Annotated in this window: 14 protein-coding genes; 12 read left to right on the top strand and 2 right to left on the bottom strand. The window is 71.0% G+C overall.

The genetic code is table 11. The features are described 5' to 3' along the window. Window positions 1–2 precede the first annotated feature (2 nt). The 7 genes from K3888_RS06500 to K3888_RS06470 all read left to right on the top strand — a co-directional run bounded on the left by K3888_RS06500 (window position 3) and on the right by K3888_RS06470 (window position 8,258). Window positions 3–731 (top strand): YggS family pyridoxal phosphate-dependent enzyme, encoded by a 729-nt coding sequence (locus K3888_RS06500; protein WP_230929442.1) that lies wholly within the window; start codon window positions 3–5, stop codon window positions 729–731. Window positions 732–805: 74 nt separating this feature from the next. After that, on the top strand, window positions 806–1,501 hold the full coding sequence (locus K3888_RS06495) for a cell division protein SepF (protein WP_230929441.1): 696 nt from the start codon (window positions 806–808) through the stop codon (window positions 1,499–1,501). Window positions 1,502–1,548: 47 nt separating this feature from the next. Then, window positions 1,549–1,848 (top strand): YggT family protein, encoded by a 300-nt coding sequence (locus K3888_RS06490; RefSeq protein ID WP_230929440.1) that lies wholly within the window; start codon window positions 1,549–1,551, stop codon window positions 1,846–1,848. A gap of 130 nt (window positions 1,849–1,978) precedes the next feature. Continuing rightward, window positions 1,979–2,854 (top strand): DivIVA-like cell division protein Wag31, encoded by an 876-nt coding sequence (gene wag31, locus K3888_RS06485; protein ID WP_230929439.1) that lies wholly within the window; start codon window positions 1,979–1,981, stop codon window positions 2,852–2,854. A gap of 160 nt (window positions 2,855–3,014) precedes the next feature. Beyond that, the gene (locus tag K3888_RS06480; RefSeq protein WP_230929438.1) at window positions 3,015–3,227 is read left to right on the top strand and encodes a hypothetical protein; all 213 of its coding nucleotides are present in this window, start codon (window positions 3,015–3,017) and stop codon (window positions 3,225–3,227) included. A gap of 279 nt (window positions 3,228–3,506) precedes the next feature. Then, the gene (gene ileS / locus K3888_RS06475) at window positions 3,507–6,716 is read left to right on the top strand and encodes an isoleucine--tRNA ligase (protein WP_230929437.1); all 3,210 of its coding nucleotides are present in this window, start codon (window positions 3,507–3,509) and stop codon (window positions 6,714–6,716) included. 12 nt (window positions 6,717–6,728) lie between these two features. Next, on the top strand, window positions 6,729–8,258 hold the full coding sequence (locus K3888_RS06470; protein WP_230929436.1) for a DNA polymerase IV: 1,530 nt from the start codon (window positions 6,729–6,731) through the stop codon (window positions 8,256–8,258). A gap of 112 nt (window positions 8,259–8,370) precedes the next feature. Here the strand turns inward: K3888_RS06470 and K3888_RS06465 are convergent, their stop codons facing one another. Next, complete coding sequence (locus tag K3888_RS06465) at window positions 8,371–9,423, bottom strand: asparaginase (protein ID WP_230929435.1); 1,053 nt, start codon at window positions 9,421–9,423, stop codon at window positions 8,371–8,373. A gap of 161 nt (window positions 9,424–9,584) precedes the next feature. Between K3888_RS06465 and K3888_RS06460 the strand changes: the two genes are divergently transcribed. After that, window positions 9,585–10,079, top strand: coding sequence for a WKL family lipoprotein (locus K3888_RS06460; protein ID WP_230929434.1), 495 nt, complete (start codon window positions 9,585–9,587; stop codon window positions 10,077–10,079). Here the strand turns inward: K3888_RS06460 and K3888_RS06455 are convergent, their stop codons facing one another. Then, window positions 10,080–11,090 (bottom strand): hypothetical protein, encoded by a 1,011-nt coding sequence (locus tag K3888_RS06455; RefSeq protein WP_230929433.1) that lies wholly within the window; start codon window positions 11,088–11,090, stop codon window positions 10,080–10,082. Between the two features lie 70 nt (window positions 11,091–11,160). Here K3888_RS06455 and lspA point away from each other — a divergent pair, with 70 nt between their 5' ends. The 4 genes from lspA to rarD all read left to right on the top strand — a co-directional run bounded on the left by lspA (window position 11,161) and on the right by rarD (window position 14,631). Next, window positions 11,161–11,799: a signal peptidase II gene (gene lspA / locus K3888_RS06450; RefSeq protein WP_230929432.1), complete on the top strand. Its 639-nt coding sequence runs from the start codon at window positions 11,161–11,163 to the stop codon at window positions 11,797–11,799. Beyond that, window positions 11,792–12,718, top strand: a complete 927-nt coding sequence (locus K3888_RS06445; protein ID WP_230929431.1) for an RluA family pseudouridine synthase — start codon at window positions 11,792–11,794, stop codon at window positions 12,716–12,718. Before lspA ends, K3888_RS06445 begins: the two co-directional genes overlap by 8 nt. After that, on the top strand, window positions 12,715–13,485 hold the full coding sequence (locus K3888_RS06440; RefSeq protein WP_230929430.1) for a hypothetical protein: 771 nt from the start codon (window positions 12,715–12,717) through the stop codon (window positions 13,483–13,485). The genes K3888_RS06445 and K3888_RS06440 overlap by 4 nt, the downstream gene beginning before the upstream one ends. A 261-nt stretch (window positions 13,486–13,746) precedes the next feature. After that, window positions 13,747–14,631: an EamA family transporter RarD gene (gene rarD, locus K3888_RS06435; protein ID WP_230929596.1), complete on the top strand. Its 885-nt coding sequence runs from the start codon at window positions 13,747–13,749 to the stop codon at window positions 14,629–14,631. Window positions 14,632–14,657: the final 26 nt, after the last annotated feature.

Raw genomic sequence — 14,657 nt, 5'->3', positions numbered from 1 at the left:
TCGTGACTGACCCCCGGACAGACGAACTGGCGATCCGACTGGCCGCCACCCGCGAGCGACTCGACGCCGCCCTGGCGGCTGCCGGCCGGACGGACGAGGTCGACCTCGTCGTCGTCACCAAGTTCCATCCCGTCGACGACGTGATCCGTCTCGCGCGGCTCGGCGTGCGCGACGTGGGGGAGAACAGGGTCCAGGAGGCGGCCGCCAAGGTCGCCGACCTCGCGGCGGCCGACGCCGGGCTCGCTTCCTCGGTGCGGTGGAACATGGTGGGCAACATCCAGTCCAACAAGGCGACCGCGGTCGCAGGGTGGGCCGACCGGGTCCACTCCGTGCACTCGGCGAAGGTCGCAGGCGGCCTCGACCGCGGCCGGGCACGACTGGCCGACGAGCGTGACGACGTGCCGCCGCTGCCCGTCCTCCTCCAGCTCAGCCTCGACGGCGACACCTCGCGCGGTGGGGTCTCGCGAGAGGACCTGCCCGCGCTCGCCGACCACGTGGCCGGACTCGCGCATCTCACCCTCTCCGGACTGATGGTGGTGCCCCCACTCGAGGGGGACGCGGCCGCGCACTTCGCCGATGCCGCGGAGATCGCGGAAGGTCTCCGACGTGCGCACCCCGGGGCGATCGGGTTCTCCGCCGGCATGTCCGGCGACATCGAGGCCGCGATAGCCGCGGGATCGACCTGCGTGCGTGTCGGAACGGCGATCCTCGGCCCCCGCCCAGTAGTTTGAGATCCAACCTCGTGGGAGGCGTCTCCCACGACGCCTAGCCCGCGACGACCCCGTTACCAGGAAGGTCCCGGAAGATGAGCGCAATCGCCCGGTTCAAGGAGTACTTCGGAATGGCGCCCGTCGCGGCGTACGAGGACGAGTACCTGGACGACTACGACCGCCCCGTGCACCACGACCCCCGGGCCTCTCGCGCGATGCACGAGATGGATGACCTGGACGCGATCGGACGCGATCGGCGGGACGATTACGGCTACGCCGCGGACCGGTACGCCGAGGAGCCCGCACCGCGTCCCCGCCTCGAGGAGCTGGACCCGATCGACGATCGGGCCGCCGCCCCCCGCAGGGCCATGGCAGACGAGGTCGCGCCGCGGCCCCGGCGCTACCACGCCGCCGAGGCCGGCGCCCGCGCCTCGATGCGCGGTGTGCCCGCCACCCGCGGAGCGGTCGCCCTCGCCCCCGAGGAGGACTTCATCGAGGACGGTCTGGTCACCGTCCCCGAGACCGTGGTCGAGCGTCCCCGTGGCTTCGGTGACGGGAAGAGCCTGGGCGATCACTTCCGCGCCGGCCGCGCCGTGGTCCTGGACCTGTCCACGATGGCCTCCGGTGACGCGCGCCGCATGGTCGACTTCGCCGCCGGGCTCGTCTTCGGTCTGGACGGCCGCATGGAGAAGGTCGCCGATCGCGAGCGCACCTTCCTATTGCAGCCGGCCGGCATGGACCTCACCGAGGCCGAGGTCCGTGACGCCGTCAACGGTGCATTCCGTCGCTGACCGACGCCGGCCGACGCGCTCCCACGAGGTGACAGTAGGGTTGAGTCGTGCGTGAAATCCTGCTGGTCCTCTATATCGCCACCCAGGTCTTCTGGTATCTGCTGCTGGCCCGGATCGTCGTCGAGATGATCGCCTCGTTCTCCCGTAGCTGGAGTCCGAAGGGGTTCGTCGCCGTGATGTTGGAATGGCTGTTCACCCTCACGGACCCGCCGGTCAAGGCGTTGCGGAAGGTGATCAAGCCGGTCCGGCTGGGTCAGATCTCGCTGGATCTCTCCGTGCTCGTACTGTTCGTGATCATCATCGTGATCCAGGTGATCCTGCGGTACCTGATGTTCAGCGTCGCCTGAGTCTCTGCGGGGTCATGGTGACGCGCGGGCTGATTGTGACTAGATTGGCACGCGTTAAGGTAGTAATGATGTCGTGGGTCCGGTGCGAAAACGCCGGACCGGCACCCGAGACGACCACGAGGGGTATCCCATGCCGTTGACTCCAGCCGATGTGCACAACGTCGCGTTCTCCAAGCCACCGATCGGTAAGCGGGGCTATAACGAGGACGAGGTCGACCAGTTCCTCGACCTGGTCGAGAAGGAGCTCGCGGAACTCGTGGGGGAGAACGAGGATCTCCGTCATCGGGTCGACGAGCTGAGCAAGGACCTCGAGAAGGCCCGCAAGTCCGGCGACAAGAGCGACAAGGGTTCCGCTGACTCCGGTGCCACGAGCGCCCCGCAGGCTGCGGCCCCGGCCGCGCCGGCTGCCCCCGCGCCCGCGCCTGCTGCGACGCCGGCCGCGGCCACCCCGTCGCTCGGCAAATCGGAGGACGACGGCGCAGCCAACTCCGACACCCACCTGCGTGCCGCCCGCGTGCTGGCCATGGCGCAGGAGATGGCCGATCGTCTCACCGGCGAGGCCAAGAAGGAGTCCGACGGGCTGATGTCCAAGGCCCGCGGCGAGTCGGATCGACTGGTCGGCAGCGCCAAGTCCGACTCCGAGAAGATGGTCGGTGACGCCCGCAAGGAGGCCGACCGCATCCTCGGCGAGGCCAAGAACAAATCCGACGGGATCGTCAAGGACGCCCAGGCCCGCTCCGAGCAGCAGGTCAAGGAGGCGCAGGCCAAGGCCGACGCCCTGCAGGCCGACGCCGAGCGCAAGCACACCGAGATCATGGCCACGATCAACCAGCAGCGCGGCGTGCTCGAGGGCCGGATCGACCAGCTCCGCACCTTCGAGAAGGACTACCGCAGCCGGCTCACCAGCTACCTCGAGAACCAGCTCAATGAGCTGGGTAAGAGCGGTTCCGCCGCCCCGGCAGCGCCCGGTGACGTCAGCTCCGCGTCTGACAAGGACAGCAAGTAGGAATCCGGACACCGCGCTGACCAGCCGGTGATCTGAGGCCTCGGCCCCCGCCCCTGCCCAGGGTGCGGGGGTCGACGTATATTCGAGGGCAGTGGACGACCGCCGGTCGGTGTCGTCGTCCCCGCCACCGGCACCCGCTCCACAAGCACCAGGAGGAACGATGCTCGTCGCCGCACTCGGACTGACGATCCTCGGGTTCGCATTCCTCGTCGCGGCGGTCGCCACCGGCAACATCGGGTGGGCGTGGGCATGCATCGCGGTCGGTGGGATCGGTCTGCTCCTCCTGCTGGTCGACCTCATCCGTGGCCGCGGCGGTCGTGACGAAGCACCGACCGCTGACGCGGAAGAGGCGGACACCAACGCCGACGGGTAGGATCTGGAACTATCCGGCCTCGATCCGGACGCGCACTGATCCGACCATCACCGGGGAGCGCTCGGAAGAACGGCCGATCCTTTACGGGATGGCTCAGTAGAACCGAACGGGAAGGCCCGTCACAGCCTGACCCACGAGTGGGCGTCGCGTCGTCGTCGTCAAACGGGGTGGTACCGCGGACGGGTGCGCTGGTCGCACCCGGATCGTCCCCGAGCGCAGGCCTGACGGCCCCACGGATGCGAACTCGTGCGGGCCCCGTACGCGAGGAGTCCCGCCCAGATGAGTACCGAATCCGCGACCCCGGATGCCGAGAACCCCGGAACCGCCGTCACCGGTAGCGCGTACCCGATCCTTGACCTGACCGGCGGCGGCATGTCGCAGTCGCCGTCGTTCCCCGCGCTCGAAGAGACGGTCCTTGCCCGCTGGGACGACCGGGACACCTTCCGCGAGTCCATCCGCAACCGTGCGGACGCCGAGGAGTACGTCTTCTACGACGGGCCCCCCTTCGCCAACGGCCTGCCCCATTACGGCCACCTGCTCACCGGGTACGTCAAGGACGTCGTCCCTCGCTACCGCACCATGCGTGGCTACAAGGTCGACCGCCGCTTCGGTTGGGACTGCCACGGCCTGCCCGCAGAGCTCGAGGCGGAGAAGCAGCTGGGCATCACGGAGAAGTCGCAGATCCTCGACATGGGTCTGGCCGAGTTCAACGCAGCGTGCAAGAAGTCGGTGCTGCAGTACACCGACGAATGGGAGGAGTACGTCCACCGTCAGGCCCGTTGGGTGGACTTCGAGAACGACTACAAGACCCTCGACATCGACTTCACCGAGTCCGTGCTGTGGGCGTTCAAGCAGCTGTACGACAAGGGGCTGATCTACAAGGGCTTCCGCGTGCTGCCGTACTCCTGGTACGAGCAGACGCCGCTGTCCAACCAGGAGACCCGTCTGGACGACGCCTACAAGATGCGTCAGGACCCGGCCGTCACCGTCGGTCTGCCGCTCGAGGCTCCGCAGGACAGCCCGTTCCACGGCGCCGAGGCGCTGGTGTGGACCACCACCCCGTGGACCCTGCCGTCGAACCTCGCGGCCGCCGTGCACCCGGACATCGACTACTCGGTGGTCCGCGTGGCCGCCGGTGAGTTCGCCGGCCGCACCTTCGTCGTGGCCGAGGCCCGGCGTGGGGTCTACGCTGCCGAGTTCGGTGAGGAGGCCGAGGTCGTGGCCACCGTCAAGGGCTCCGAACTCGTGGGCCTGCGGTACACCCCGCCGTTCGACTTCTTCGCCGGACACCCGAACTCCCATGTGGTCCTGGCCGCCGATTACGTGACCACCGAGTCCGGCACCGGCATCGTCCACCAGGCCCCCGCGTTCGGTGAGGAGGACATGGAGACCTGTAGCGTCGCGGGGATCGAACTGGTGATCCCCGTCGGCCCGGACGGCAAGTTCACCTCCGAGGTGCCGCCGTACGCGGGCCAGCTGGTCTTCGACGCCAACGCGCCCATCTCGCGCGACCTGCGGGCCGCCGGTCGGCTGATCCGCCACGAGACCATCGAGCACTCCTACCCGCACTCGTGGCGCTCCGGACAACCGCTCATCTACATGGCGCTGCCCGCGTGGTTCGTCCGGGTCACCGCGTTCCGCGACCGCATGGTCGAGCTCAACCGCGAGCAGATCACCTGGATGCCCGAGCACGTGCGCGACGGGCAGTTCGGCAAGTGGCTCGAGGGCGCCCGAGACTGGAACATCAACCGCAACCGCTACTGGGGCGCGCCCATCCCGGTCTGGGAGTCCGACGACCCGGCCTACCCGCGCGTGGACGTCTACGGCTCCCTCGACGAGCTCGAGCGGGACTTCGGCGTGCGGCCGACGGACCTGCACCGCCCGTACATCGACGACCTGACCCGGCCGAACCCGGACGACCCGACCGGCAGGTCCACGATGCGCCGCGTGGCGGACGTGTTCGACTGCTGGTTCGAGTCCGGCTCCATGCCGTTCGCGCAGGTCCACTACCCGTTCGAGAACAAGGAGTGGTTCGAGACCCACTTCCCGGGCGACTTCATCGTCGAGTACAACGGCCAGACGCGCGGCTGGTTCTACACCATGCACGTCCTGGCCACGGCGCTGTTCGACCGCCCCGCGTTCACCCACGTCGCCGCCCACGGCATCGTCCTGGGCAACGACGGGCTCAAGATGAGCAAGTCCAAGGGCAACTACCCGGATGTCAACGAGGTGTTCTCGCGGGACGGCTCCGACGCCATGCGCTGGTTCCTCATGAGCTCGCCGATCCTGCGCGGTGGCAACCTCGTGGTGACCGAGCAGGGCATCCGTGAGGGCGTGCGCCAGGCGATGCTGCCGCTGTGGAACTCGTACAGCTTCTTCCAGCTGTACGCCTCCGAGCGCGCGACCTGGCGGACCGATTCCCAGCATGTGTTGGACCGGTACATCCTGTCCCGGTTGGCGTCGACGCGCGATGCCATGACCGAGGCCCTGGACATCACCGATATCGCGGCGGCCTGCGACGAGCTGCGTCTGTTCGCCGACGCCCTGACCAACTGGTACGTGCGACGGTCGCGCTCGCGCTTCTGGGCGGGTGAGTCCAGCGGTCAGGATTCGCGCGATGCGTTCGACACGCTCTATACGGTGCTCGAGACCACGATGCGTCTGGCGGCCCCGCTGCTGCCGCTGATGTCCGAGGTGATCTGGACCGGGCTGACGGGCGAGGATTCCGTACACCTGGTGGACTGGCCGGACGCGGACTCGCTGCCGCGCGACCCGGGCCTGGTCGAGGCGATGGAGGCCGTGCGGGCGGTGTGTTCGACCGTGTCCTCGGTGCGCAAGGCCAAGCAGCTGCGCGTGCGACTGCCGCTCGACACACTCACCGTGGCCATGCCGGACGCCGAGCGGTTGCAGCCGTTCACCGGGATCATCGCTGATGAGGTCAACGTCAAGAACGTTGTCCTCACCAGCGACGTCGCCGCACACGGTCGGATGGAGCTCGCGGTCAACGCGCGCGCCGCGGGCCCCCGTCTGGGCAAGCAGGTCCAGGCCTGTATCAAGGCCGCCAAGACCGGCGACTGGACGGAGGTCGACGGTGTGGTGACGGCCGGCGGCGTACGTCTGGTGGAGGGCGAGTTCGAGCACCGGCTCGTGGCCGCCGACCCGGAGTCCACCGCTGCGCTTCCCGGGGGCGCGGGCCTGGTGGTCCTGGACCTCACGGTGACGGAGGAGTTGGAGGCCGAGGGGTGGGCCAAGGACCGCATCCGCGAACTGCAGGAGGCGCGCCGTGCGGCGGGCCTCGACATCTCCGACCGTATCCGGGTGCGCATGGCGGTTCCGGCAGAGCGACGCGAGTGGGCCGACCGCCACGCGCAGCTCATCGCGGGCGAGGTGCTGGCCACCGACTTCGCGGTGGTCGACGCGCTGGATCCGGCCGACGGGGATCCGATCGAGCTCGCCGAGGGCGTCAGGATGACGCTGTCTCGGGTCTGATCGGACTCCCTCGTGGGTGAGGGGCAGGACCGGTGGGTCCTGCACGTGGACATGGATGCGTTCTTCGCGTCCTGTGAGCAGCTCACGCGGCCGACCCTTCGGGGTCGGCCGGTGCTGGTCGGCGGTACCGGCGGCCGCGGGGTCGTGGCAGGTGCCTCGTATGAGGCCCGAGCCTTCGGTGCTCGGTCGGCGATGCCGTCGCATCAGGCGCGCCGCCTTGTCGGTCCGTCGGCGGTGTTCGTGCCGCCGCGGATGCCGGTGTACCGCGCGCTGAGCCGTCGCGTGTTCGAGGTGTTCGCCGAGCACGCCCCGGTGGTCGAGCAGGTGTCGGTCGACGAGGCGTTCCTCGAACCCCCGGAGCTCCGCGGCGCGGACGCCGATCGGACGCGGGCCTGGGCGCAGGATCTGCGCACGGCGATCCGCGAGGCCACAGGGCTACCGGCGTCGGTGGGTGCGGGGGCCGGCAAGCAGTACGCCAAGATCGCCTCTGACCTGGCGAAACCTGACGGCATCGCGGTGGTCTCGCGCCGCGATCACGCCGACGTCCTGGGGCCCCTTCCCGCCCGGAGCCTGTGGGGTGTGGGCCCGGTGGCGGGGGAGCGGCTGGCGCAGTTCGGGATCGCGACAATCGGTGACCTGGCGGCGATGGATGACGACGACGTCGTGCACGCCCTCGGCCGGACGGTGGGCCCGGCGATCGCCCGCATCGCGCGCGGTTACGATGACCGCCCCGTCGAGGAACGGGCCGAGGCCAAGCAGATCAGCGCCGAGAGCACGTTCGCCGCCGACCTCACCACGGCCGGCCAGGTGGTGGCCGCCGTACGCCGGGCCGCGGAAGGTGCGCACCGCCGCCTGCTCACGGATGGGCGTGCGGCTCGCACGGTGACGGTCAAGGTCAAGCGTTCCGATTTCACGTCGATCACCCGCTCGTACACGCTGCCGCAGGGCACCACGTCGCTGGAGACGATCATCTCGGTGGCCCGCTCGCTGGCCCCGGACCCCGTCGAGTTCGGCGCGATCCGCCTGCTCGGCGTGGGGCTCTCGGGTCTGACGCAGTTCCATCAGGACGCGTTGTTCGAGCAGGAGTTCGTGCCGGACCACCGGGCGGGTGGCGGCGTGGGTGGAGGGTCAGGATCCGACGACGACGACGAGCTGCCCGACATCGTCGGAGTGGGCACCACCGTGACATCCGAGAGCGCGGACCCGGGGGAGGAGCCGGGCGGCGTGCTGGACGAGAACGCCGAGCCGGGCGGGATCACCACGGTGGGGCAGGATCTCGCGGGCGCCGGTGCTGGGAACGGCGGCTCGGCCGGCGTGGTCCCGACGATCGGTGCGTGGCGGCAGGACTCTGACGAGCGGTTCCGCACCGGGTCGGATGTGCGTCATCCCGAGTTCGGGCACGGGTGGGTGCAGGGCTCGGGCCACGGCCGGGTGTCGGTGCGGTTCGAGACGGCGGCCACCGGGCCGGGACGCATGCGCACCTTCGCCGATGACGATCCCGCCCTCGAGCCCGCTGATCCGCTGGATTCCCTCGGGTGGTGACCGGCGTCCGACCGGTTTGTCCGATCGTGCCGCGCGCGGCCTTCGTCCCGCTCCGTCCTGCTCCGTCCTGCTCCGTCGCGCGCGGCCCTGAGGTGCGAGCCCGGTGCTCTCGTCAGCTGTAGAGGTGGTACCGCGACCACTGCCGCCGCACCGCGGTCGCGGCAGCGGCGCGCTCATCATCGGAAGTGGTGTCGCCGGCCTCGGCGACGCTGAGGAGCGCGGCGAGCAGGACCCGGGCCTGCCCCGATCGCAGGTAGCCGGCGGAGAGGACGCCCCGGCTCGCGAGTTCGGCACCGCCGCCGCGCCCGCCGTAGGTGGCTGTCGCCTCCCCCCGGGGGACGCGGGTGCCGGCCACCACCACGATGTCGGGCCGGTCGTCCGTCAGCTCCGCGACCGCATCCGCCACGAGCGGGGGCAGGTTGCCGGAACCCGAGCCCTCGAGGACGAGCCCGCGGGCCCCGGCGTCCACGCACGCCCGGAGGGCGGCGGCGTCTGATCCGGGCGGGCAGGCCACCACGTCGACCCGGACGTCGGCGAACCGGGCGCGCCCGTCGAGCACCGGGCGCTCGAGCTCGGGCGGCAGGTCCTCGACCGGCTGCTCGGGGGAGTTGCGCGCGAAGGCGACGGGGTCGGTGGTGTGCCACTTGCGCACCCCCCGGGCCTGCAGGATCGCGCGCCCGAGCACCACCAGCACCCCGAGCCCGCGGGAGACCGGATCGGCGGCGAGGAGGACGGCGTCGAGCAGGTTGGCGGGGCCGTCTGCCTCCGGATGATCGGCGGGGAGCTGCGCCCCGGTCAGCGCCACGGGTCGGGGATCGCTGTGGTGGAGATCCAGCGCGATCGCCGATTCCTCCAGCGAGTCGGTGCCGTGGGAGATCACCACCCCGGTCACGGAGGGGTCGGCCAGGACGTCGGTGACGGCGGCGACGAGGAGGTCCCACTCGGCGGGGCCGAACGTCGATGAGTCGCCGTCCAGAACGGGCCGCGCGCTCACCCGTATCCCGCCCGGGAGTACGGCCCGGAGCTCGTCGAGCATCGCCCCGGTGACGGCGTCGGAGTCCCCGGCGACGACCGCGCCGTCCGTGGCTGTCGACGCCGTGATCGTGCCACCCGTGGTGCAGATCACGACATGGGGGGCATCTGTGCTGGTCTCGGCGCTGTTCACCCGGTCCACAGTGGTGGTCGCACGGCCCGTCGTCAACCACCCGGGCCGCTGTCGATGGAACAATGGCACCTCCGTGTTCGTTGGGCCGGTGACGCGGTCCTCGGACCGCCCCGGGCCCGGAGCGTCCACCCGGAACCGCACATTCGACGAAAGGACCCCGCGTGAGTCTTCGACGGACCATCGCCGCAGTCTCCCTGTCCGCTTTCGCCCTGGGCGGTCTGGCCGCCTGCGGTGGTGACGACAACGACGGCCGGGAGACCGCCCCGGCGCCCACCACGAGCTCACAGCAGGCGGCGGCGGTCCCCACCGCCGAGGAGCTGACCGTGCTACTCGACCAGGCTTCGGATCCGAACGTCCCGGTGGAGGAGAAGGTCAACCTGGTCGAGGGTGGCGCCGAGGCGCCCGAGATCTTCGACCAGATCGCGGCCCTCAAGGAGCAGCAGGGCGCCTCCGTGGTGATCACGGGCGTCGCCGAGGGCGACATCCCCGGCACCCTCATCGCCAACGCCGTGATCAACCAGCCCGGGCAGGAGCCCATCAACGTCCAGGCCCAGTTCATCAACCAGGGCGGCAACTGGATGCTCCAGAAGTCCTTCGCCTGCGCGCTGATCACCAACGCCGGCCTCGAGCCGCCGGCCACCTGCGCGGCGGCCTGATCAGCCGACGCTGCGGAACTCCAGGACCGAGTCCTCGTCGAAGGTCGTACGTTGCCCCGTCTCGGGGTCGACGTACACGGCTCTCGTCGAGGACTCGGTCTCTCCGTCGGTCGGTAGCGCCGCCCGGAGGTCGACGGTCAGCTCGCCGGAGCCGGTGATGTCGTAGGTCGCCACGTCGAGGGTGACGCCGGGCCCGCCGTCGGGGGCCGGGGCGGTCAGGGTGTCCGCGGCATCCGGGGCGGTGGTCTCCGTTCGGACGGTGGCGAGGTCGCCGTCGAGCTCGACGAGTTCGTAGGTCACGACGCGCGTCGATGCCACCGCGTCGTCGACCTGACGGGTGGCCGTCCATCGGGCACCCTCGCCGATCGCCTCGGTGGGGAAGACCACGGTGGCGTCCGAGATGGCGTTGGCGGCGATCTCCACCGCCGCGCGGGCGGCGTCGGTGGCGTCCACGGGTGCGGCGAGCCCCAGCTCGCGAATGCTGCCGTCCGCGCTGCGCGTCCATGTCGCCGTGAACCCCGGGGCCGTGGAGAACTGGGCGGCACGCAGCTCGTCCGTGGAGGTGAACTCCCGGACCGTGACCTCGGCGCGCTGGGCCCCGTCCACGTCGGGCTCGGAACGGCCCTCGAGTGTGAGGGTCTGCGCGGGGGTCTGATCGACGCGCGTCTGGGCGCCCGGCACCTCGGTGCGCGTGGTGCCCGACTGGGACACCTCGACCGTCGCCGGCTCGCGGGAGGGCCCGTACGACAGGACGCGCCGCTCGCCGGCCCCGGCGTCCAGGACCTCGACCACAGGCGCGGGGCCGGGATCGACCGTCACCTCGGGTTCCAGTGACTGGTCGTCCGCGGCGACGCTCGAGCCGCCGGCGCCGGTCGAGGGGTCCTCGGACTCGGAATCCCCGCAGGCCGCAGTGCCGAGGAGCACCGAGGCCGCCACGGCGGTGGCGAGGAGTCGACGGCCACGGCGGGCGGCGCGCGGGCGGGCGGGGGCACTGTGCGATCGCGGTTCCACGGCACCGAGCCTAGAGGGTGGCCCACCCGCGTCATCCGGCTCGGCGGCGTCATCAGGGATACTGGGTCCCATGACGGACACCAACGAGACGCGGTCGGACGCGACGGGGCACACGCCCGGCCCGGCACCCGCGAGCGCGGCGCCGGGCTACTTCGCGGCAGGACCGACGGTCATGCTGGTGATCGGTGTGGTGGTCGTGCTCCTCGATCAGCTCGCGAAGGTCCTGGCGGTGATCGGTCTCGAGCCGGGTCGGCCGATCGAGCTCATCGGAGAAAACGTTCGGCTGGTGCTGATCCGCAACCCCGGCGCGGCGTTCTCGATGGGCACCGAACTGACGGCCGTGCTGAGCGTGGTCGCGATCATCGTGGTGCTGGCGCTGATCTGGTTCTCGCGCCGGGTCCACTCACGCTGGTGGGCGTGGGGGCTGGGCCTGATCATGGGCGGTGCCGCCGGCAACCTGGTGGACCGCCTGGTGCGCGACCCCGGCGTCCTGCGCGGGCATGTCGTGGACTACATGTCCGTCGGCTGGTGGCCCGTGTTCAACGTGGCCGACTCGTGCCTCGTGGCCGGCGTGATCGTCGTCGCCGTCGCGGTGTTCCGCAACATCGACTACGACGGCACTCTGGCCTCGGACCGGTCGGACCGGGCGGACAGGCCGAAGCGCACGGCGGTCTCCGACAACGATGGCGAGAAGACCGCCGATGGGTGAGGTCCGCACCTTCCCCGTCCCCGACGGCCTCGACGGCATGCGTGTCGACGCCGGCGTCTCCCGACTCCTGGGCATCTCGCGCACCGCGGTGGCCGATCTCACCGCGGAGGGCAAGGTCCTGCTCGACGGGCAGACCGTCGGCAAGTCGGACAAGCTCACCGGGATGAGCTGGATCGAAGTCGAGATGCCCGAACCCCGGGCCGAGCCCGCGGTGGTCGCCGAACCCGTCGAGGGCATGACGGTCTTGTATTCGGACAGCGACATCGTCGTCGTCGACAAGCCCGTGGGCGTCGCGGCGCACGCCTCGGTCGGCTGGACCGGTCCCACCGTGATCGGCGGCCTCGCCGCCGCCGGGTACCGCATCTCCACCTCGGGCCCGCCGGAGCGCAAGGGCATCGTCCACCGCCTCGACGTGGGCACGTCCGGCCTGATGGTGGTGGCCGCGTCCGAGCGCGCCTACACCCTCCTCAAGCGCGCGTTCCGCGACCGCACGGTCGACAAGACCTACCACGCGCTGGTCCAGGGGCACCCCGATCCGCTGTCGGGGACCATCGACGCGCCGATCGGGCGTCACACGTCGTCGGACTGGCGCTTCGCGGTGACCTCCGACGGCAAGCACTCGATCACCCACTACGACACCCTCGAGGCGCACCAGGCCGCCACCCTCGTCGAGGTGAAGCTCGAGACCGGTCGCACGCACCAGATCCGCGTGCACTTCTCGGCGCTGCACCATCCGTGCGCGGGTGACCTCACCTATGGCGCGGATCCCGTCCTGGCCTCGCGACTCGGGCTGGAGCGGCAGTGGCTGCACGCGGTCGGACTGGGCTTCGAGCATCCCGGGACGGGCGCGCGCGTCGACTTCGCCAGCTCCTACCCCGGCGATCTCCAGCACGCGCTGGACGTGTTGCGTTCGGCATGACCGTCGCCGCGCGGGTGGCCAGGGTCGCGGGAGTGGGCGTGGTGATCGTGCTGGCGCTGGTCACCATCCTCACCGCGCTGCGCACCGAATTGCCGCGCGCGCCGGGCGTGATGAGTGACGCCGTAGGGCCCGATCCGGGCGAGCCCGTGGCCGAGTATCTGGAGCGCGCCGCCGCGTCGCTCGACGTGGGTGCGGGAGACGACCACCGCGACGACGACGACACCACCGGCTCCCCGGACCCGTCCACCGATCCCGACACGGACCACTGGGCGCTCGTCTCGGCGGTTCAGGCATGGTCGGTCGCGGACGCGGTTGCTGTCGCGCGGGGGCTGCCGCGCGTGTCCGGGCTGATCGCGCAGGTGCCGGTGGAGGGCGTCGCCATGCCGGTGGCCGAGGTCGTCCTGGCCGAGCCGGTGGCGGGGGAGCCCTCGCGCGAGCCGGCGTTCGGTCGCGGCCTGGACGGGGTGGTCAGCGGGCTCGGGGCGGGTCGCGAGCCGGGGCCCGGAGACGTCGGCGCCGATCGCGGGGCGCAGACCTCCGCGCTGACCGCCGCGCGGATCCGGGACGGGGATCCGGCGATCGTCGGGCTGCTCGTCCGCGGTACGCCCGAGCAGTTGCGCGCGGTGTCCGGACGGCCCGGCGTCCGGGCGGTCGAGGCACTGCCCGCCGACGCGGTGTCGGGGCGTTTCGCCGTGCGGCCGCTCCTGCCGCAGCACGTCCGGTCGGCCTCGCCGCTGCCCGACAGTGCTCCTGTCCCGGCCAGCTGACCGACGTCGGCCGCCTGACCGGCGCCGGCCACCCGACCGACGTCTGACTGCGGCCCGGCCGTAGTCGCGGGCCCTGCTCGCGGCGGAGGTGTCCGCGGGGGCGGTTATCGGGGGCGGGCCGACACCGTGTCGCGGCTATGGTTGCGGCGGTGAGCAGGTGGCGCGAATGAGCAGGTGGCGACAGTGAGCGGTGGCGATGCAGGCGAGCGGGCGGGCGGGAGCACGGGCCCGGCGGCCGTCGACAAGCCCGTCGCCGGTGGGATGGCCGCGGGCGTGGCCGCCTACACCCTGTGGGGGTTCTTCCCCGCGTTCTTCCCGCTCCTCGAACCCGCGGGCGCCCTGGAGATCCTCGCCAACCGCATCGTGTGGTCGCTGGTCGTCATGGCGATCGTGCTCACGCTCCTGCGCCGCTGGCGCGACCTGCGGGCCGTGGACCGGGCCTCGTGGGGCTGGATCTCCGGCGCCGCGGTGTTCGTCTCCGCCAACTGGGGCGTGTACGTGTTCACGGTCAACTCCGGGCGCGTCACGGAGGCGGCCCTCGGATACACGATCAACCCATTGGTGAGTGTGTTGCTCGGGGTGGTCATCTTCGGTGAACGACTCACACGCCCACAGTGGTCGGCCGTGGGCCTCGCCGTCATCGCCGTCGGCGTCTTGACCGTCGGCTACGGTCATTTTCCCACCCTCTCGGTGATCCTCGCGGTGAGCTTCGGCCTGTACGGGGTCTTCAAGAAGAAGCTGCGGGTGGACCCGGTGATCGGCATGACCGGCGAGGTGGCGGTGATCGCTCCACTCGCCCTGGCCCTGCTCCTGTGGCTCGGCGCGACCGGGGCGGGCACGTTCACCGGCTTCGGCCCCGGGCACACGGCGGTGCTCGTCGCCTCCGGGCTGGTCACGGTGGTGCCGCTTCTGCTGTTCGCCTTCGCTGCGCAGCGCATCCCCCTGGCCACCGTCGGCATGCTCCAGTACATCGTCCCGGTGCTGCAGATGGCGTGGGGTCTGATCGTCGTGGGGGAGCGGCTCGACGCCGTGCAGTGGGTCGGTTTCGCCCTCATCTGGGCAGCGGTCGTGGCGTTCACGCTGGCAGGGAGGTCGCCGCGCAGGGCGTACGTCGGCAAGTCGAAGGCTGTCGTAGATCCGTCCTAGACTGGGCCGGACAAGTCCTAGGAGGA

Source organism: Dietzia aurantiaca (assembly GCF_021033825.1).
GTDB classification, from domain to species: Bacteria; Actinomycetota; Actinomycetes; order Mycobacteriales; family Mycobacteriaceae; genus Dietzia; species Dietzia aurantiaca.
This window is presented reverse-complemented; position numbering and strand designations above follow the sequence as displayed.

What these genes read in the sequence shown, in the direction of transcription:
- K3888_RS06495 (WP_230929441.1), top strand. Translation starts at nt 806, where the DNA reads ATGAGCGCAATCGCCCGGTTCAAGGAGTACTTCGGAATGGCGCCCGTC.
- wag31 (WP_230929439.1), top strand. Translation starts at nt 1,979, where the DNA reads ATGCCGTTGACTCCAGCCGATGTGCACAACGTCGCGTTCTCCAAGCCA.
- K3888_RS06480 (WP_230929438.1), top strand. Translation starts at nt 3,015, where the DNA reads ATGCTCGTCGCCGCACTCGGACTGACGATCCTCGGGTTCGCATTCCTC.
- ileS (WP_230929437.1), top strand. Translation starts at nt 3,507, where the DNA reads ATGAGTACCGAATCCGCGACCCCGGATGCCGAGAACCCCGGAACCGCC.
- lspA (WP_230929432.1), top strand. Translation starts at nt 11,161, where the DNA reads ATGACGGACACCAACGAGACGCGGTCGGACGCGACGGGGCACACGCCC.
- K3888_RS06445 (WP_230929431.1), top strand. Translation starts at nt 11,792, where the DNA reads ATGGGTGAGGTCCGCACCTTCCCCGTCCCCGACGGCCTCGACGGCATG.
- K3888_RS06440 (WP_230929430.1), top strand. Translation starts at nt 12,715, where the DNA reads ATGACCGTCGCCGCGCGGGTGGCCAGGGTCGCGGGAGTGGGCGTGGTG.
- rarD (WP_230929596.1), top strand. Translation starts at nt 13,747, where the DNA reads ATGGCCGCGGGCGTGGCCGCCTACACCCTGTGGGGGTTCTTCCCCGCG.